20 protein-coding genes and 1 riboswitch are annotated in these 19,832 nt (G+C 39.6%); of the genes, 8 read left to right on the top strand and 12 right to left on the bottom strand.

The window, feature by feature from the left end; all coding sequences use genetic code 11:
- Positions 1-98: 98 nt before the first annotated feature.
- Positions 99-197, bottom strand: a riboswitch (SAM riboswitch).
- A gap of 111 nt (positions 198-308) precedes the next feature.
- Positions 309-959 (bottom strand): MOSC domain-containing protein, encoded by a 651-nt coding sequence (locus QUF94_RS12190; RefSeq protein WP_289316088.1) that lies wholly within the window; start codon positions 957-959, stop codon positions 309-311.
- 504 nt (positions 960-1,463) lie between these two features.
- Positions 1,464-2,306, bottom strand: coding sequence for a non-homologous end joining protein Ku (ku, locus tag QUF94_RS12185; protein ID WP_289316087.1), 843 nt, complete (start codon positions 2,304-2,306; stop codon positions 1,464-1,466).
- 149 nt (positions 2,307-2,455) lie between these two features.
- Here ku and ligD point away from each other — a divergent pair, with 149 nt between their 5' ends.
- Positions 2,456-4,303, top strand: coding sequence for a DNA ligase D (ligD, locus tag QUF94_RS12180; RefSeq protein ID WP_289316086.1), 1,848 nt, complete (start codon positions 2,456-2,458; stop codon positions 4,301-4,303).
- A gap of 324 nt (positions 4,304-4,627) precedes the next feature.
- Here ligD and dapF read toward each other — a convergent pair whose 3' ends face one another.
- From dapF to QUF94_RS12155, 5 genes are all read right to left on the bottom strand, one after another.
- Positions 4,628-5,614 carry a diaminopimelate epimerase gene (dapF, locus tag QUF94_RS12175; protein WP_289316085.1) on the bottom strand — a complete coding sequence of 329 codons (987 nt, stop codon included), beginning with the start codon at positions 5,612-5,614 and terminating at the stop codon, positions 4,628-4,630.
- 182 nt (positions 5,615-5,796) lie between these two features.
- Positions 5,797-7,098 carry an NCS2 family permease gene (locus QUF94_RS12170; RefSeq protein WP_289316084.1) on the bottom strand — a complete coding sequence of 434 codons (1,302 nt, stop codon included), beginning with the start codon at positions 7,096-7,098 and terminating at the stop codon, positions 5,797-5,799.
- Between the two features lie 157 nt (positions 7,099-7,255).
- The gene (locus QUF94_RS12165; protein ID WP_289316083.1) at positions 7,256-7,828 is read right to left on the bottom strand and encodes a beta-class carbonic anhydrase; all 573 of its coding nucleotides are present in this window, start codon (positions 7,826-7,828) and stop codon (positions 7,256-7,258) included.
- An 88-nt stretch (positions 7,829-7,916) separates the two neighbouring features.
- Positions 7,917-8,711, bottom strand: coding sequence for a hypothetical protein (locus QUF94_RS12160; RefSeq protein WP_289316082.1), 795 nt, complete (start codon positions 8,709-8,711; stop codon positions 7,917-7,919).
- A gap of 224 nt (positions 8,712-8,935) precedes the next feature.
- The gene (locus tag QUF94_RS12155; protein WP_148358193.1) at positions 8,936-9,256 is read right to left on the bottom strand and encodes a DUF4870 domain-containing protein; all 321 of its coding nucleotides are present in this window, start codon (positions 9,254-9,256) and stop codon (positions 8,936-8,938) included.
- A 225-nt stretch (positions 9,257-9,481) separates the two neighbouring features.
- Between QUF94_RS12155 and QUF94_RS12150 the strand changes: the two genes are divergently transcribed.
- The 4 genes from QUF94_RS12150 (at position 9,482) to QUF94_RS12135 (ending at position 12,440) form a co-directional block, all read left to right on the top strand.
- Positions 9,482-10,261: an undecaprenyl-diphosphate phosphatase gene (locus QUF94_RS12150; protein ID WP_289318357.1), complete on the top strand. Its 780-nt coding sequence runs from the start codon at positions 9,482-9,484 to the stop codon at positions 10,259-10,261.
- Positions 10,262-10,613: 352 nt separating this feature from the next.
- Positions 10,614-11,168: a GNAT family N-acetyltransferase gene (locus QUF94_RS12145; protein ID WP_289316081.1), complete on the top strand. Its 555-nt coding sequence runs from the start codon at positions 10,614-10,616 to the stop codon at positions 11,166-11,168.
- A gap of 221 nt (positions 11,169-11,389) precedes the next feature.
- A complete protein-coding gene (locus QUF94_RS12140) occupies positions 11,390-11,782 on the top strand; it encodes a CidA/LrgA family protein (RefSeq protein ID WP_289316080.1) in 393 nt (130 codons plus the stop codon).
- Entirely contained in the window at positions 11,757-12,440 is a 684-nt protein-coding gene (locus tag QUF94_RS12135; protein ID WP_289316079.1) for an LrgB family protein, read from the top strand. The genes QUF94_RS12140 and QUF94_RS12135 overlap by 26 nt, the downstream gene beginning before the upstream one ends.
- A gap of 35 nt (positions 12,441-12,475) precedes the next feature.
- On the opposite strand, the gene QUF94_RS12130 is transcribed toward QUF94_RS12135, so the two are convergent.
- Positions 12,476-12,625 carry a DUF2639 domain-containing protein gene (locus QUF94_RS12130; RefSeq protein WP_289316078.1) on the bottom strand — a complete coding sequence of 50 codons (150 nt, stop codon included), beginning with the start codon at positions 12,623-12,625 and terminating at the stop codon, positions 12,476-12,478.
- A gap of 52 nt (positions 12,626-12,677) precedes the next feature.
- Positions 12,678-13,757 carry an undecaprenyldiphospho-muramoylpentapeptide beta-N-acetylglucosaminyltransferase gene (locus QUF94_RS12125; protein WP_289316077.1) on the bottom strand — a complete coding sequence of 360 codons (1,080 nt, stop codon included), beginning with the start codon at positions 13,755-13,757 and terminating at the stop codon, positions 12,678-12,680.
- A 201-nt stretch (positions 13,758-13,958) separates the two neighbouring features.
- Between QUF94_RS12125 and QUF94_RS12120 the strand changes: the two genes are divergently transcribed.
- The gene (locus QUF94_RS12120) at positions 13,959-15,071 is read left to right on the top strand and encodes a mechanosensitive ion channel family protein (RefSeq protein WP_289316076.1); all 1,113 of its coding nucleotides are present in this window, start codon (positions 13,959-13,961) and stop codon (positions 15,069-15,071) included.
- 125 nt (positions 15,072-15,196) lie between these two features.
- On the top strand, positions 15,197-16,552 hold the full coding sequence (locus QUF94_RS12115; protein ID WP_289316075.1) for an MATE family efflux transporter: 1,356 nt from the start codon (positions 15,197-15,199) through the stop codon (positions 16,550-16,552).
- 66 nt (positions 16,553-16,618) lie between these two features.
- Here QUF94_RS12115 and QUF94_RS12110 read toward each other — a convergent pair whose 3' ends face one another.
- A complete protein-coding gene (locus QUF94_RS12110; protein WP_289316074.1) occupies positions 16,619-17,392 on the bottom strand; it encodes an SDR family oxidoreductase in 774 nt (257 codons plus the stop codon).
- 159 nt (positions 17,393-17,551) lie between these two features.
- Between QUF94_RS12110 and QUF94_RS12105 the strand changes: the two genes are divergently transcribed.
- Complete coding sequence (locus QUF94_RS12105; protein ID WP_289316073.1) at positions 17,552-18,019, top strand: Hsp20/alpha crystallin family protein; 468 nt, start codon at positions 17,552-17,554, stop codon at positions 18,017-18,019.
- 171 nt (positions 18,020-18,190) lie between these two features.
- On the opposite strand, the gene QUF94_RS12100 is transcribed toward QUF94_RS12105, so the two are convergent.
- Together QUF94_RS12100 and QUF94_RS12095 are read right to left on the bottom strand one after the other, a co-directional pair.
- Positions 18,191-18,925, bottom strand: coding sequence for a CAP domain-containing protein (locus QUF94_RS12100; protein WP_289316072.1), 735 nt, complete (start codon positions 18,923-18,925; stop codon positions 18,191-18,193).
- 458 nt (positions 18,926-19,383) lie between these two features.
- Positions 19,384-19,821, bottom strand: coding sequence for a FixH family protein (locus QUF94_RS12095; protein WP_289316071.1), 438 nt, complete (start codon positions 19,819-19,821; stop codon positions 19,384-19,386).
- Positions 19,822-19,832: the final 11 nt, after the last annotated feature.

Here is a 19,832-nt window from a genome sequence, read left to right as displayed (position 1 = left end):
CACCCTCTCTCAAAAACAATCCTGTTTTTGTCGTTTTATATGAGTATGAGAGAAAAGAAAAAAAACCTTCTCAAAGAAGAAGGTCTTTTGAAACATTCTCCTCATCTATCAAGCTCTGCTTGCTGGATTTAGCACCTTTGCCTAAGCTGGTTGCTGAGGTTTCTTCGGGCCAGTCCCTCCACCTCTCTCGATAAGATCCAATTATATAATTTTCACAAGATTTCAAAATTTGATTATATTTAATTTACATTAATAATCTGTCAATTTCAATACCTGATCGTCATTTTTTTCACTTTTGCAAAATTCATTCACTCTTTTGCAGCTTGAACTCTCTTCACTATCCTTTGTTTCCAGTCTTCCGCTAACGAGTCTAGTGTAAGTAACGCGTTTGAGCCTTCCAGCCCATCTCGGTTATGTAGGATCACCTCTGTTGCATAATGAACCGAAATTTTTTCTTGCAAACGATCTATTAGCACGATTTCGTTTTGTTTCTTTATCGTTCCTTCTTGAATGACTTTTGCAAAATAACCAGTGTAACTCGTTTTCAGCACGAATTCCAAAAACTTAGGTTCCTGATTGAAGTGGGAAATGGTCGAACAAGGGATCCTCCCCTGATTAATTTGAACAATCACTTCGCCTATTTGATAAATATCACCGATATACGTTGTTTCTTCCCTCATCCCCGCTACAGTTAAATTTTCACCGAATGCAGGGATATCTAGCTTTTTAGCGAATCTTTCATTCCATAATGAGTAATGCTCAAAGGGGTAAAAACACAAAGCCCGATCAGGACCTCCATGAAACTTTACATTACCTACCCCATCACCCATTATGCCTGATTTAGTTACTATCACGTCATCCACTGCTTGTTTATCCATCGCTGAAAAGATATCGATATTCGAAAAATTTTCCTGTTTGGGCTTTCCGGCATGAAGCGATTCGATTTTTCCATTTTCCATTTTACATCTTCCATTCTTATTTAATTTATATCATCATATATGTATAAATTATACTAAAAATCCATTTTGTTCTGTAGTTTTTTATGGGAATATAGCAGATTAGAAGGGCAAAAGCCCCAAGTTGGCGAAATATCATTGATTTCCAGAAAAATTCATAGGTTAGTTTCAGTAATTTTGTTGCTATTTCAGAATTAAATATGGTAGAATATGAACACAATATATAGTCGAAAACTACAACCGTTCGCCTATATGTTGATTTTCACGATTGAATTCCTCATTGTCGCTCTTTAGGGAGCGAATTTTTTTGCCTTCATTTCCATCCATCATTTTCTTTTAATTCCATTCAGTTCCTTACATCGTGATCCACTTACCTATTTGTAATCCCTTCCCTATGTAATTCTCTCCCTGTTAAGTCACTTTCATTACCTTATTAAAAGGCAAGATCCCTTGCTAAAACAAGCAGAAAGCCGAGCGACATCATGCGTCTTCCGCTCAGCTTCCTGTTTATGCTTGTTTCTTTTTTTTCGGTGCCGCTTTCTTTCGGGTAGTCTTTTTCTTTTCCGGTTCATCATGTTTCGTTCGGTCAATGGATGCCTGTAAAGCCTCCATTAAATCGGTTACATTGTTGGAAACTGGCTCTTTTGTTTTGGCTGTAATCGTCGTTTGTCCCGTTTTCTTCGATTCAATCAAATCAAGTAAAGCGGTTCGATAGTCATCGGTATATTTTGTCGGATCGAAAGTAGTCGTTAATTGATCTATCAATAACACGGCCGTATCGATTTCTTTTTTTACAATGGTATCGTTGGCAGGGATATTCGGCACATCCGCTGTGGAGCGTACTTCATCCGGGTAATGAATCGTTTCCATCACCAAGGTATTATCAACAACTCGGATTACCGCCATTTGTTCTTTTGAGCGAATAATGATTTTCGCTAACCCAACCTTATTCGATTCCTTTAGGGCCTGCCTCAAAAGGGAATAAGCTTTTATCCCACCGTCATTAGGGGACATATAATAACTCCGGTTGAAATAAATGGGATCTATTTCTTCAATTTTAACGAAATCCACGATTTCCACTGCTTTTTCTTCATTTTGTTTTTTTAGCTGTTCTAGTTCACTGTCTTCCAATACAACAAACTTTCCCTTTGTATATTCAAAAGCGCGAACTATATCGTCCTTTCCCACTTCTTTCTGGCAAACCGGACACATCTTTTCGTATTTAATCGGTGAATGACACTCCTTATGCAACGTCCTTAAAGATATATCCTTATCTTCCGTTGCAGCATGAAGTTTGATCGGAATGTTCACCAAACCGAATGATATGCTCCCCTTCCACATCGTATGCATATTCGTCACCTCATAACTTATTTTTAAAGAGAAAATCAATTTTATTATTCCCCTTTGTTAAAAAAAAACCGAAAAAACAATTGCCAACTCTAACACTTCGTTTTTTTGGCAAAATAATGTTATCAATTATTTGCGGAGGTAATTACAGAATGAAACCGATGCTGCCAACCTATTACCCTGAAGCCCCTAACTCCAAGGATTGGCGTTATGAAATCAAATATGACGGCTTTAGGGCAATTTTAACGATAGACTCCGATACGATAAGCATCTCGAGTCGAAATGAGAAGGAGTTATCACCCTTATTCCCAGAAATCATTACTTACATCAAAGATCTGGACCTGGAAGATTACCTCCCACTGCAGTTGGACGGTGAATTGGTCTGGCTTACCAATCAAGCAAAAGCGGACTTTTTTCAAATACAGTGGCGTGGACGCCTTGGGAAACAATCCTTAATTTCAGAAAAAGCTCATTTTTCCCCATGCCGGTTTATAGCGTTTGACCTGCTTCGCATCAGCGGAAAGGACATAGCAGCTAAACCTATGGAAGAACGAAGGAGATTCATGTTGAGTATTGGTGAAGAACTTGGCTTTCCTACGCCTCCTGACCCCAACGATAAGGCTTTAATCCAATTAATAGAAAGTTTTGACGTTTTGGATGATGCCTTGAAAAAGGTCACCCTATTCGATGGTGAAGGAGCTGTCGCCAAGGAAATTCGGGGAACTTGGCAAGAAGGAAAACGTTCTACATCTTGGATTAAGGTGAAAAATTGGAAGACCGTTTCTTGTTTCATTACAGCATTGCACAAAGAAAATGGTTACGTTTCCCTCGCAGTTTTCAAAGAAGGTGCCGTAACGAAAATCGGAAGTGTTAAAAATGGACTGAGCGCTCAAGATAAAGGGATATTGCATGAACTGATCAAGCAAAATGCATCAGACGAAGACGCACAATTTTTTTATATACATCCATCCATTTGCATCGAAGTTCAATTCTTACACGTTTATGAGGAAAATGAATTGCGTGAACCTCAGTTTTCGCAATGGCTTTTACAAACGGCCCCCGATGAATGTACCTGGGAGAAATTCGTCATAGGCCAATACACATTTCCAGATACTGTACAAATAACCTCTAAGGATAAACCACTTTGGATAACCGGTGGAAAACAGGTGGTAAAAGTTGAATACCTTCATTATTTACGGGAGGTTTCAGCTTTCTTCTTACCCTTCTTGAAGGATAAACTGCTTACGACTATCCGCTATCCTCATGGCACTATGGATAAAGAAAGATTTTTCCAGAAAAACAAGCCTGATTATGCGCCGACCTTTATTAAAACGTTCATGGATGATGATATCGAGTATATGCTGTGTAACGATATTGAAACGCTACTTTGGTTTGGCAATCAACTGGCATTGGAATTCCATGCCCCATTTCAGAAAGCTGGAAAAACAAGACCCGATGAAATCGTCCTGGACTTAGATCCCCCTTCCATCGAATTTTTCTCCTTGGCTATAAAGGCCGCACAGGAAATAAAAAAGGTGATGGACTCATTAAGGATAAAAGCTTTTGTAAAAACTTCAGGTAACAAAGGACTGCAAATTCACATCCCTCTGCCTGAAGACAGATTTACTTATCAGGAGACACGCATATTCACCGATTTTCTCGGTGACTACTTAACAAGTTCCAACCCAAATGATTTTACAACGGAAAGAATGAAAATAAATCGGCATGACCGACTTTACTTGGACTTTGTGCAGCATAGTGAAGGAAAAACCATCATTCAGCCTTATTCCCCACGAGGAAATTCTTTCGCGGGTGTGGCTACACCTTTGTTTTGGGAGGAAGTTGACGAAAGTCTCCAGTTAAAGGACTATACGATTGAAACCATACCAAACAGAATCAAAAGGAACGGATGTGCATTTATGGATTACAGGCTTGTCGATAATGGCCCGGCCTTTTTGGAAGTATTGTCATTCCTAAAACAAAAAAAGACCAACAACTAGTTGGTCTTTTTTTGAGGGAGTGTAAAATGGAACGTTGATTGGAACGTAGGGTGCGCCTCTAGGGTCTCCCTTGGACCCGCTTTCCCCGCAGGAGTCTCCTACCTTCCATTCCAATCAGCTTTGTTTAAAAAATTCAGATAGAAACCCTTTTGTCGGGAAAAGGGGTTGGGAATGGTCTCATTCCCAACCCTGATACAGTATGCGGAAAGGGAGCGGATTTCTGAAAATGACTGGAACGTTTTTTAAATAAAAAAACTGTAGGCACACTCGCTTTTCTTCGAGTTTGTCTACAGTCTGTAACCAACTCCTGGTTGGTCCTTTTCTTTATAATGTCGTTTTCAAATAACTTTGAACTTCATCCTGCAGCTTGGCATACAGGCTTGTTTCCGATTCAAATTCCTGCTTTTCAAGCATGACAAATTTTTCAGGCTGATCTAAGTCTATTTCAATCGATACCTTGAATTCATAGGTTGCGTTCCCAATTAAATCAATTGAATACTTTTGGCTTTCTTCATCATGATGCACGACGCATTTAACTTTTCCGCCGTTATTGTAGACAGATATTTCACTTTCCAACGCGTTTAATCCAACAGAGCATGTTACTAGGCTTGAAGCCGACATCGCCGTTCCACAAGCATTCGTGAAGCCCACTCCCCGTTCAAATGTCCGCACGTAAATGCTCCCTGGTTCCAACTCTTTCACAAAGCTGACATTGACGCCATCAGGGAAAAGCTCATTCGGTTGATTGACCTTTGTTGAAAGGTCTTCCTGCAAATCACTTTGTAAAATATCACTATCGACGAGCGTGATTAAATGTGGATTAGGAACCGCCAAAGCCGAAAATAATAGGGTATCATGAAGTTCCGGCAATGGTTCGTTTTGCAACTGTTCTTTCGCTATAACGAGAGGAAGATCCGTCACATTAAAACTTACAGGGGAAATTTCCACCTTGAAAGTCGGAATGCCCTCATAAATGTCTTCCGTTTTCTCCACGAGTAAATTTGCCTTCATGGTTTCAACGATCATTTTATTGAGCCCTAGAACGTCGTTCGCGTAACGTGCAACACAGCGAAGTCCATTGCCACACATCGAGGCTTCCGATCCATCCGCATTAAAGACACGCATCCTTGCATCAGCATGTTCACTTTTCATTACAAACAAGATTCCGTCCGCTCCAAGCTTTTCCCTATTGCATAGGGCCTTCGCGAAATTTTTTCGCTCTTCTTCAGTAAACGTCAAGGTCGTAGTCAATTCATCAATGATTAAGAAATCATTACCTGAACCATGGCTTTTTAAACCTTCAATAATCATCCTGTCACATCCTCTAATATGCTGCTAGTCATTTATCATTTTTTAATATTCTATATCATAGCATTTTCAGGACGGATGTGTCATCGAGTAAATCATAATAAATCCAATTTTCCCGTCTAAAAAAACACAATAAAGAGCGGTTGGAATAAGAAATGACTCATTCCAACCGCTCTTCCTAAATATTAACCGATCATACCGATGATGAAATAGACGATAAACATTCCGGCACTCACATACATAGGTGCTGACACTTCTCTCGCTTTTCCGGTTACAAGCTTCAAGAACGGGTACAGGATGAAACCGAATGCCATTCCATCAGCAATACTGTAAGTGAATGGAATGATCGTGATTATCATGATTGCCGGTATGCTCTCGGTTAAATCGCTGAAATCCAGCTTTTTTATGTTTCCGAGCATCAAAATGCCAATAATAATTAAAATGGGGGCAATGGCGCTATCAGGGATCACTTTAATCACCGGTATAAATAGCAGTGATAGAATGAATAGAAAACCCGTCACCACTGAAGTAAAACCAGTTCTGCCTCCTGATGCGATTCCAGCTGCCGTTTCAACGGTTGCAACCGTAGGACTCGAACCGAATATGCCTGAAATCAGAACGGAAACACTTGTCGCCTGCAGCGACTTTTTATAGGCATCCTGGCGGTTGATACTGTCTACATGCCCGTGTACAAGACCAATATTTTCAAAAACAAGAACCATCGTCATCGCAAATACACTTATCCAGAATTCGATCCGGTCCGCTTCCATGAACGATAATGAAAAGAAGAGATTACCGTAGGAAGCTGTGTCTATGCCTGAAAAATGGATTTCCGATAGTTGAACAGTCCCGAACAAATAGGCAATGAGGCTCCCTGCCAGGATGGTAATCATGAAGTTACCGGGGACATTCTTGATGAATAGCGTAATGGCCAGTAAAAAGGTCAACACTGTCGCACACACCGCAGGATCGCTTAAATCTCCCAGTGCGACGATAGAGGATGAACCTCCCGTGATTATCCCGCCCTTTTCGAGACCGATTAGCATCAAGAATAAGCCAAGACCAACAGATATGGCTTCTTTTATCGAACTTGGAATTGAATCACTGATTATCTTAGAGTATTTTGTGAAAGCGATGACTACAAAAATAACCCCTGAGATAAATACAGCACCAAGCGCCGATTGCCAAGATAGACCCATTCCTTGAACCATGGTATAAGCAAAAAGTGCATTTACGCCCATTCCTGGAACCAGAAGGATTGGGACATTCGCCCAAAGCCCTATCATCATACAGCTTATGGCAGATAAAAGAATCGTGGCAATCACTGCACCATTAATCGGTATGCCCGCTTCCGATAATATCAGGGAATTCACGATGAGAATATAGACTATCGTAAAATAGCCGACGACTCCAGCAAGGATTTCACGTTTTCCATTCGTTCCATAGTCAGAAAAATGAAAAAACGCTTCCAAGTTTAATTTCTTCATGTTGTATCCTTATTAAATTTATCCCTCGCCCACCCGTTTGTATTAGTGACAAACTACACTTGGTGATTTTATCAAAAAAAAGGATAAAAATAAATAGATAGCTCAAAATTTGAAGAAAACTGCCGAAAATCATTTCGACAGCCTTGATGTTTTTATATTATTTTTGTTCTCCCGCATATCCATCGACTACCAATTCCAGCTTCCCTGTATCGGGTGAAATGATGAGACCATGCACAGGTATATTTTTAGGAATCAGAGGATGCCCTTTAATCACTTCCACACTGTTCTTACAACTTTCATAAACATCATCAAATCCGCGAAGCCAACTGCGGATATCGATTCCTGCAGCTCCCAGTGTATCGATGGTGCTCTTAGGTATATCACGTTCGATCATCTTGTCTACTACAGAATCGGCATCGACTGATGCCATCCCGCAGTCATGGTGAGGTATGACCAATACTTCATCTGCCTTTAGCTCATAAATAGCAACAAGGATACTCCGCATGACACTTCCGAATGGGTGGGAGACGATTGCCCCGGCAGTTTTCAGGATTTTGACATCGCCATTTTTGACATTCAAGGATTTTGGCAATAGTTCAACGAGCCGAGTGTCCATACAGCTTATGATGACCATACGTTTCTCAGGAAACTTATCCGTTCTATACTTAACATATTCACCTTTTTCTACAAACTGTTCATTATAATCAAGAATCTCATTAAGTAAACTCATATTTACCACCTTTTTATAAGTATTTAATCTATGTATCCCACTATGATTATATCAAATATTTAAAAGATTTGCTAAAGGGTTATCCTAGTCAATTTGAACGATGATTTAGAGTGGCTGCACAGAACCCAAAGACGATGATTTTAGGAATTTCATCAACATTTGATGAAAAAGAAAGGATCGGTGTATTTGTCTTGAATCGCTTCCCCCACTCCAAAGGCATCCATCCTTCTTGGTATGAAACGATTTTTTCCCCGTCTTTTGTGGCAATCTCGAAAGAATTCACACTTCCCGGCGTTTTGATGGGCATCCATTCCGTACCATCTTCCTTATATATCATTCCATTGATCTTCACGAATGACCGATTTTCTTGATACGATCCCAGCAGACCTCCCTGATCATCCATGATCGTCATTTTATTGAAAAGCCCCCTTTTGATATGGTACTTAGCCAGCAAACGTCCCTCATGGTCCACCAGTTCATAACGTTTGGCCAGGAGCATCGACAAGAAATTGGGAATCATCCACATGAACCACTTCATATTCAAATCCCGAATCTCGCCCATTAGAGATCCATCAGGGGCAAAGAGAAGCAGCCGCAATGTCGGTGCTGGCATAAAAGTCAATAAAACATGTTCATTTTTTAATAACGCGGCATTTGACCCTTTGAGTTCATCAGGCAATTCCTTCATTCTATTTTCATATATACGATGACTGACAAATTGGGCAGTGCTAAAGAAAAGAAAAGGAAACGTTATCAATAAAATATTGCCAGGTATCATCGCAAAAATATGGCAAATGAAAAATACAACGGCCAAAAGAAGAGATATCCAAGAAGCATGAAAATTAGAATTGCTCGTTTTTTGATAATATTCGCGTATATTCATATTCCGCTCTGCTCCTCACTCCTTACAAGAAAGTTTGCCCGCCTTAAGGCGACCGTTGATTAGCTGTACCCTAAGCCGCCCGGCATCCACTTCCCTAAAAGTTCATGGAAGGAAGTAAATATCATAATACTTTATTCGCTTCAATATGATCTATTCCCTTTTAAAAATATGGTTCATTCAGATAAAAAAGGACTCCGAATTGAACGGAATCCTTTTACATCGATCTATAATATCCTAAAAATTAATGGGAACCTGTAATCCGTTCCTTCATAAGCCCTAACAGCAGCAATGATGGTGAATACGACTAAAGCTATCCCGATAACCGGCAATAGCAAGAATCCAACCAATACTATAGTGAGTATCCCTGCAACTATTGAATATACGGTGTAGGAAATGAAAAAATTCAGGTATTCCCTTCCGTGATAATCCACATATTGTGACGAGTCCTTCTTCAATAACCAAATCACCAAAGGACCGATAAATGCTGTAAAAAAGCTGATCACATAAATAAGGGCAGCAAACACTCTTTCATCTTTAGTAGGCATAGTGTCTTCTCCTCCTTTCTCATATGAATAATTACGAATCAAATGAAAAATAGTTTCATTTTCCCTCTCATTATATTCGAAAAAAATAAAATTGGACTGCCTTTTATCATAAAACCCCATCGGCGATACATATGACGAAAAATACGAACATGTTCACCCGTCTTGTGCATACAGATTAAATAATGGATTGTCCTATTCCTTCTAGATTGGAGTGATGTTTTTTTGCTGAACGAATTTCAAGCCTTCATCCTTGGAATCATTCAAGGCTTGACTGAGTTTTTACCTATTTCAAGTACTGGACATTTATATTTAGGACGGCATATATTCCATCTTGACGAGGCCGGCATTTTTCTTGATACCATGCTCCATATCGGAACCTTGCTGGCGTTATTGGTCGTCTATAAGAGTGACATCATTTCCATTTTGAAAAATCCTTTCTCCAAAATGACCCTGCTTCTGATTGCTGGGACGATCCCCGCAGTGATTGCCGGCATTTTACTAGGGGATTGGTTTGATGGACTTTCAAAAACAGGCGTAACCATAGGCTGGGAATTTTTAGCGACCGGACTGATTTTATGGGTAGCGGACGGCGTAAGAAAAGGTGGCAAATCCTTAAATGAAATTTCCATCAAAGATGCCCTGATCATCGGTACCTTCCAAGCTGCTGCCATCATGCCTGCTCTTTCGCGTTCGGGCCTAACGATAGCCGCTGGGCTCTTCTGCAGACTGGATAGGGCCACTGCAGCTTATTTTTCCTTTCTGCTTTCAATTCCTGCCATTACGGGAGGCATTGTATTTCAGATGAAACCAATATTTACAGGAGAAGTTGAACGGCTTCCAATCACTGCTCTTTTCGTTGGCACCCTAGCCGCAGCAATCTTTGGTTATATAGCCGTGGTATGGATGATCGATTTCTTAAAAAAGCGTTCACTGAAAATATTCTCCATTTATGTATGGGCCCTCGGAGCAATCATTTTATTCATGCAATTCACAGGTAAATTTTAAAGATAGCAACAAGTTTCCCTAAAAAAAGCTGGCGAAGAAATCAGTTTTCCATGGATAAAAGCAGCCGTTTGCCTTCCAATTTCACCCTTCATAAAAAAGTTGAAATTTGACGAAAAAAAAAGGCAAAAAACCTATTCCCAAACCGTTTTTTTTTTAGTATTATACCTTCGTAAGGTTCTTTAAATCCGTATAATTTCTGACAATAAAAATAGGGAAGGCAAATGGTGCGCCACCGGTTTCCGGTTCTAGTGGGTTCGATTCCCACCCCGAAATTTTTTGATGAACGACTTAAAAAATTTCGAGGGTGGGCAGCGACTACGCATAAAAACTGCCCTCAAACGGAGGGACGGAAATGTTAAAAAAGAGAGATTTCACAGATTGTTTTTCTCTTTATGAACAAATGACGCATCCAGATGTCTTCCCTTTCGTGCGCCATAAAGTAGATTCATATGAAGAATATGTTTTCATTACTAAGCAAACGATCGAGGCCGAAGATGCTGGGGAACTCATTTCACGAACAATCTTGGATGAATGGGAAAATCCCATCGGTTGCATTTCTTTATACGATATTGAAAATGGTGCAGGTTTCTTAGGTACATGGCTTGGCAAGTCTTATCATGGAAAAGGGTATAATGCCATTGCAAAAGACGCTTTCTTTAAAGAGCTTTTTTTCGAGCTCGGTTTGGAAACGGTCTTCATGCGTATTCGCAAAAAAAATATCCGCTCTATAAAAGCCGCAGAAAAGCTTCCTTATGCCGTCAATGCCAACGAAACAAGAAAGTCCCTTTATGATCAGATCAATCATGAAGGAGATATCTTCGATTTGTATGAAATCCCTAAAGATTTATACACCTTTCATATCCTTAGACAGCATGATGATGATGAACAGCAGTTACTTGAAGCATAAAATAAAACAAAAAAACGAATCCGTTGATTTTAAGATGGCTTTGCTTTTCTTTTCATATAATGCCCGGAGCTTCCAAAAATGGAAAGCTCTTTTTTCCATTTTAACAGGATGTTTTGGAAAGTTTGCTGCAATTCCCTATTCTTTTCAGGAATATTTTTTTATAATGAATACAATTGACCAATTCAACAATATATTCAATGCGCCATTGAAAGGACTTAATCATGAAAAAAACAATTGCTTTTATCGTGCAGCTTATCATACTTCTCATCATTTGCAAGCTTGGCTACTTTATAGCACATTTACTTCATTTACCTATTCCGGGCAACGTCATCGGCATGATTCTATTATTCAGTTTACTACAGACGAAGGTTTTAAAAGTCGAGTGGATCGAACTTACTTCAGGATTCTTGGTTAAACACCTAGCCTTTTTCTTCATTCCAATTTCAATCAGTTTAATGACCATGGGGTGGCTTTTCATAGAATTTGGTTTGCCATTGGCACTAACATTGGGAGTCAGCCTTATATTTGGATTCATCGTTTCGGCTTGGACTGTTCAGAAGTTATCCCATAGAGGAGAGGTTAAGCAGCATGACAGCGCTCATCACAACTTATAGCATCTTGATAACCATCCTTGCCTATTCCATTGGAAGGAAAATATATGCTAAACATCCATCACCTTTTACGACGCCCGTATTTTTCAGTACGGTTACAATCATTCTTGTATTGCTGATCAGCGGTTTGGACTTCGAAGATTATTCACCGGGAAAAGACCTCATCACCTATTTCCTGGGACCAGCTACCGTTGCTTTGGCGGTACCACTTTATAAAAACAGAAAGATAATCGTTAAATATGCAATTCCGGCAATTAGCGGCATGATCTTTGGTCTTATGGCCACATTGGTCATTGCCTTCGCCATTGCTAAAGCATTTTCACTACCGCAAGTCATACTCCAAGGATTGGCAGTTAAATCCATTACAGTGCCAATCGCTGTAGAAATCACGGAACTTTATGGTGGAAATTCTAATATTTCAGCAGCCTTCGTCATTTTGACTGGGGTGCTGGGTACGATGATCGCTCCAAAAATGATGGATAAATTAAACATTACGATGCCCTTCGCACGTGGTATTGCCTATGGTACGATCGCTCATGGCCTTGGAACGGCTCAAGCTGCCCAGGAAAGTGAGTTTACCGGGGCAGTCGCAGGTGCGGCAATGGCTATCGCAGGTATCCTTATTTCCTGTTTCTTTCCTTTTATAAATAATTTTCTATAAAAAGAACCGCAACGTCAGTGACGTTGCGGTTCTTTTTATGATTCATCTTTTTTCAGGCCCTCGTATAAACGTCTTAGAATATGGGTTTTATACAGCTCCAGCTTTTTTTTCTCAATTGGATGATAGTTAATCCCTGCAGCTTTTAATTGCTGAATGAACCATCCTTTGGAATATTCATAAGCCATTCTACCCCCTCCTCTGTTCGAAAAAGATATGCTTCAGAGAAGGGATTGATACTTATTTTTTTGCAGCCATTACTTCAAGTAATAAATCATACATTTCCGCTGCCTTTTTGAATGGGCGTTTTTGACGCATTTTCTCCTGATATTCATCCGAATGATTCACCAAGTCCACTAATGTAGCATTAAAAATCCGGTCATTTAAATCTTCTTCTTGGATGACTTTACAAAACCCCTGTTTTTCAAAGCTTGAAGCATTCAAGATTTGATCTCCACGCGATGCATTGGCACTTAGCGGTATAAGCAACATAGGCTTTTGCAAACCAAGGAATTCAAATATGGAATTTGAACCTGCCCTTGACACAACTACATCAGCAGCAGCCAATAGATCAAATAATTCTTCATGTACGAATTCAAAGGGAGCATATCCCCTTTGTTTCAATTCGGTTTTAACATTACCCTTACCACAAATGTGAATGATCTGGTAATCCTTTAATAGCGCATCAAGGTTATCTGTAATCAAGTTATTGATTTTTACAGCTCCAAGGCTGCCGCCCATAACGAGTAGGACCGGTTTGTTATTCGTGAATCCGCAAAATGCCTTTCCGGAGGAAGGGTTTCCCGTAAAAATCCCATCGCGCAATACAGCTCCAAGATACATGGCCTTCTCTTTCGGAAGGTTTTTTTCCGTTTCCTGGAAGGTAGTGAAAATCTTCGATGCAAGTGGCATGGCAATTTTATTGGCCAGACCAGGTGTATAATCCGATTCATGTATCGCAATCGGAATTCTCAGCATCCTACCTGCCAAAACGACTGGAACGGAAACGAATCCACCCTTGGAGAAAATGAAATCCGGCTTGGTTTCTTTTAGAATTTTTCGTGCATCAAAAATCCCTTTTATGACCCGGAATGGATCTTTCATATTTTCAACAGATAGGTAACGTCGGAATTTCCCAACGGAAATCGTTTCATAACGGACCTCGGGAAATTCCTTTTCGATGATATTTTTTTCAATGCCTTTTTTTGAACCAATATAAGTAACATCCCAATCATGCTTTAAAAATTCCGGGATGATTGCAGCATTAACAGATACATGACCGGCAGAACCGCCTCCGGTAAATACTATTTTCTTAGTCAATATTTCCACCTTCCAAACTTAAAAAGTCACTTTGCATCCATATTACCATATATCCTTGCCATTAATAACTTGAAAAAGTATTCAGTGAACCGTAAAATACCAACATGAATGTAATCATCGATTATTTTTCCTTTTTCAGCATGAATATATTATAATCTTAGTATTCTACAATACTACAAGATACATTGGAGGAGTAATACATTGCAAGAAGTTTCTGAATCTCTCCATCAATTTGATGGAATCGAAGCCTGGACCAAATTAGGAATTTCCATAGGCATTTTTCTAATCTTCCTTTTGCTTCGGAAAGTATTTACTACATATATATTCAAATTCTTTCTAAGAATAGCGGAAAAACGTAAAGTTGAATTTGCGGCCAACTTAATGCTCGCTATAGAACAGCCTGTAAGATGGCTTATCGTTTTGATTGGTGTTATCATTTCACTGCACTATTTTCCGATTGACACACCTTCGGTTGAATTAAGATCGAAAATATACAGATCATTTTTTGTCTTTTTATTCTTTTGGACATTTTCCAATATCAGTTCGATCTTAACTATTTTATTTCCGAAATTAGTAAGTAAATTCGGACTTGAAGTCGATCTAATCGTCATGCCGTTCTTTACGAAAATCATAAAATTAATCATCATTGCTTTCGGTGCCTCCATCATTGCGGAAGAATGGGGATTCAATGTCGATGGATTTGTTGCAGGGCTTGGTTTGGGTGGATTGGCTTTCGCTCTTGCCGCTAAAGATACCGTCAGCAATTTCTTTGGGGGAATCGTCATCGTTACCGAAAAACCTTTCACCATAGGAGATTGGATCAAAACTCCTAGTGTGGAGGGGACAATTGAAGACATCACATTCCGAAGCACCAAAGTTCGGACGTTTGCCCAAGCTTTAGTTACGGTTCCAAATGCGACCCTTTCGAATGAACCGATCATTAACTGGTCCAAGATGGGCAAAAGACAGATTGCCTTCCATTTGGGTGTGAATGTAACAACACCAAAAGAAAAATTGGAAAATGTCATTAAAGACATAGAAAAAATGCTGATTGACCATCCAGAAGTACATCCGGAAACGATTCTGGTTAAATTTGATGAGTTTAGTCATTCCGGTTTCAATCTCTACCTTTATTTCTTCACGAATGCGACGGACTTTGGAGGATATTTATCAATCAAAGAAGATGTGAACTTTAAAATCATGGAGATACTGGAACAGGAAGATGTACAAATTGCCATCCCTTCCCAGGCTTTCATTCTTCAAAAAGACTCAAATATGGAAGCCATGAATGATTTTGAATCCATGCGCGACTGACAAAAAGACTTGCCCTAATAGGCAAGTCTTTTTTAGCTTTAAATAAAGCTTAAAACCTCACACGCTATGTGATATAATTCTTTCATTGTGTTGAAAATTCCAAATATTGATATTGAGGTACTTTGATGAATCAGACTTATACTAAATCGCAAAAGATCCGCCTGTTATTTTATATATTGATACCTATCCTGATCACTCAAATCGGTCTTTATGCCATGACTTTTTTCGATGTTATGATGTCGGGGCAATACAGTACGCAGGACGTTGCAGGCGTCTCGATCGGCAGTTCGCTTTGGACACCCGTGTACACGGGGCTGAGTGGGATATTGATTGCCCTAACGCCGGTGGTTTCACAGCTGGTTGGGTCCAAGCAGTCTAAATCCGTTTCATATTCCGTGATGCAGGCCATTTATTTAGCTGTCGCTTTAGCCTTGGTCATTTTAATCATTGGGGCGTTTTCTTTGAATCCCATATTGAATGCCATGAATCTTGAAGATAATGTCCACCGGGTGGCGCATGATTATTTGATCTCCCTTTCAATCGGAATCATTCCTTTATTCGTTTATAATACGTTAAGGGCCTTCATAGATGCACTGGGGCAGACGAGGATTTCCATGATCATTACCCTGTGTGCACTCCCGATTAACGTCCTATTTAATTACCTGTTGATATACGGGAAGTTTGGATTCCCCGAACTTGGCGGTGTCGGTTCAGGATACGCTACGGCCATTACTTATTGGTTAATTGCCCTGGTTGCCATCCTTGTAGTGGTCAAAATCAACCCTTTTTCGACATATAAGGTTTTCAGTGAATTTTTCCGGGTTTCCTTGAAAGAATGGCGGGCCCTATTATTGATTGGGGTGCCTATCGGGCTGGCTATCTTTTTTGAAACAAGCATTTTCTCAGCCGTTACCCTATTGATGAGTAAGTATGATACCGTGACAATTGCTTCGCATCAGATTGCCATGAATTTCGCGTCACTGCTTTATATGATGCCGCTAAGTATATCCATGGCATTGACGATCGTCATTGGATTTGAAATTGGGGCAGCCCGCTATAAAGATGCCAGAGAGTACAGCTGGATTGGCATTTCGATGGCATTGACGATGTCACTCGTTTTATCGACCATCCTATTCCTCTTCCGTGAACCTGTCGCCTCTGTATACACTAAAGATCATGAGGTAATGATGCTGACATCACATTTTTTAATATATGCCATCTTCTTTCAGATATCAGATGCCCTGCAGGCACCTATACAGGGTATTTTGCGTGGATATAAAGATGTAAATGTCACGTTTGCGATGTCACTGGTCTCCTATTGGATTCTCGGACTTCCCATTGGCTATTTCTTTGCAAAGTATACGGATATGGGGGCCTTTGGGTATTGGATAGGCTTAATTTCCGGCTTGGCTCTCGGAGCTATAGGATTGGCGGCCCGCCTAAGGTTCATACAGAAAGTAAAATATAAAAAAATGGCGTAATAAAAGAGTGGGGCTGGATTACACCGGCCCCACCCTTTTTCATTCTGAAGATCATGCCCTTAACCACTAAGCTTTATAAATTTTCCCAAGTACATCCTTACCGCCTGTAACGGGTATGATGCTGCCGGTAATGAAATCTGATTTTTCATCACATAAGAATGTGATAACCCTCGCTATATCCTCCCCTGTACCAGGTCTGCCGACTGGTACCGAATCATCCTTTACTCCTCTTGCGACCCTAATTTCTTCCTCTTTCCAATCACCAACGATATCGCCAGGACAGACCATATTAACGGTGATTCCATGTGTAGCTTCTTCGGCAGCTAAAGTTCTAGTCAAGGAGGTCAAGCCGCTCTTTGCAGCGGAAAAAGCAGAACGATAAATCCAACCCGGTGCAGTTTCACACCTCTCAAACCCTAATGTAATAACCCTTCCCCAGCTTCTACTGCGCATTTGTGGAATAAGTTCCTTCGCAATATAGAAAAAACCATTTAAATTCCCATCCATGATATACTTCCATTCATCACTGGCATATTCAGTCATGAGCTTGCGATTATGCATATATGGCCCTGCGTTATGAATGAAGATATCAACATGGCCAAAGGCCTCCAAGGCCAACTGCAAAATATTCCGGCAATCTCTCTCACTTGACGAATCACCTTGAATCGCGAGTGCCTTAACATGATACTTATCCCGTAATTGATCCACTAATGCTAAAGCTGCCTTTTTACTTTTTCGATAAGTAATGATAATGGACATTCCATTATCCGCGAGTGAAAATGCCATCCTTTTGCCGATTCCAGTTGCTCCACCAGTAATAAAAGCTACTTTTTCATCCACAGGCATACCCTCTTTATCAAATGGATTTTACTTAATTATACATAAGTTTGACCCGATTTCTATAATTTAGTAATTATAAAAACGAACCTATAGGCTTTAGCCTGCATAAAATATAAGAAATAAACCTGTCAGCCCATAAGCAGGAGAGAGGAATTCAAAATGTTTCCCTGGAATTCACTTTTTTCTTTTAAAAATAACCCGAACCAAAAGGACTTCATGAAAAATATGCAGCAAAGTGATGTACAATCATTCATTGAAAAAGTATTTTCACAGGTTATCCCTGAAAATATGCAAGGTATGATGAACCAAAATGATGGCAGCTCACAAAAAGTAAATGCCAAATCTGAACATCCTTTACATGCCGATGTATTTGAAACTCATTTATATGTCTTTGTAAGAATTCCCATAGAAGATGAATCTTGGCTGAAGAAAATGAAACTTTACCATACCTCTAACCAATCCATCATTGAGGGGATTCCAGAAGAGTCAGATCGCCATGTCATAACACTTCCCGCTCTTGTAAAGAAAAAAGGGGCATCAGCCCAATATAAAGAATCAACATTGGAAATACGTCTTCAGAAAAGTTTCAATACCCAGTATTCAGAAATCGATGTATCCGATATTTAACGTGCTTCAATGGGACCACACTGATGAAAAAGTGCGGTTCCTGCCATTCTATTAGATTTCGGCAATCAATCGATGTCACAATTCATACTATTCCCTTGAATGGAATTAGTTATTTTCACACAAAAAAAAAGCGCACCCCATGTTTTTGGGATGCACTCTTCTATTAATCTATTATTTTCCGATGAATTGTTGAGTCCAGTAGTTACCAGATTCCACATAACCTACTCCAATATGAGTAAAGCTAGAATTCATGATGTTTTCACGGTGTCCTGGGCTATCCATCCAAGCTTGTACAACTTCTTCAGGTGTTTGTTGACCTTGTGCGATGTTCTCGCCTGCTGTTGTATAGCTGATTCCGAATTTTTTCATCATATCGAATGGTGAGCCGTAAGTTGGGCTATTGTGGTCAAAGTAGTTATTATCTTTCATGTCTTGAGACTTGGCGCGTGCAACTTTGCTCAACTCAGTGTCGATTTTAAGAGCTGCCAAACCTTGTTTTTCACGTTCTGCATTAGTTAATTTAACAACTTCTTGTTCAAAAGCGCTTAATTCAGAGCTTGTCTCTTGTTTTTCACCAGTTGATTTATCAGGTGTTACTTCAGGTTTTGCTTCAGGTTTTGGTTGGTTTACTGTTCCAGCTTCTTGAGCTGGTTTTTGAGCTGGTTTTTGAGCTGGTTTTTGAACTGGTTTTTGAACTGGTTTTTGTTGTGCCTGTGCTGCCGGTAAAGTGACATTGTATTTAGTTAGATATTGGTTAAGGACTTTTTGCATATCCTCTTTATTCATAGATTGGTAAGTTACTTGTTTCACAGTATCACAGTTGGCTGCTTCTGCTTGGTTAGCTCCTACTCCTGTGAATATAATAGCTGCAGCTGCTGCTGCTGACATAAACATTTTCTTTTTCATTCGTATTTCCTCCTGTGATGTTCTTTTTTTGTTGTGCTTTGCTTCTGGAATTATCATATCATGCACTTTTTGTAATATATGCACCAGCAATTTCCAACAAATTCACAGGATGCGAATGAGAATATATTATTATCATAGTTTCAGAGAAAGCAAGCAAAAATGCTTTAACTATCTATGTTTCTGCCAACAGTATAAATACTCATGTTTTTCCAGATATTCCTTGTCAATGGTAGTTACATAGAACTATTTCCATGGAATACTAATAATTTTAAGTTGACATATCGTTTCTAACCTAATGATTGTGACTTTCTTTACTTTTATGTTACAAATTTTTCGAATTGACTTCGACATTTCATCCTTTTTCCTTATCTATTAAAACCTGTTGCTTGAACATTTTTCCAAATAAAAAAACAATCCGGATTTAAACCCGAATTGTTTTGCTTTTGATGGTTCATTCATCATTTCATTTCTCCATCATCCATCTCGTCCATTTCCTTTTTATCACCATTTTGTTCAGGAGGGCTTGGTTTGCCTATGACGAATTCCTTCTTTGGCATGTTGTGCATATCCCTTGCCGTTACATGGGCATATACATAATAGGTTCCTTCTTCTTCAAAAGCCTTTTCCATTTCATAAATGCCGTTTCCTTTATGTTTTACAGAGATCTTGTCATGGTCATCGCTATTTGCAAGCCAAATTTCAAAACTGACATCATCCGCATCTGTCACTTCTTCGTCCCCGTAGGTCACTTTTGCCTGAAACTTCACAGACTCGTTCACTTTGCCCTGAATTGGATCGACAGCTAAATCGACATTTAACATTTTCGGTATTTCCTCTTCCTTGCCACATCCAGCCAATAAAATTAACGCCATGCAAAATAACATGATTTTTTTCATTTTTGAACGTA

This window comes from Peribacillus sp. NJ4 (assembly GCF_030348345.1).
GTDB lineage: Bacteria > Bacillota > Bacilli > Bacillales > DSM-1321 > Peribacillus.
The sequence above is the reverse complement of the archived record's forward strand: the minus strand, read 5'-3'. Positions and strand labels throughout refer to the sequence as shown.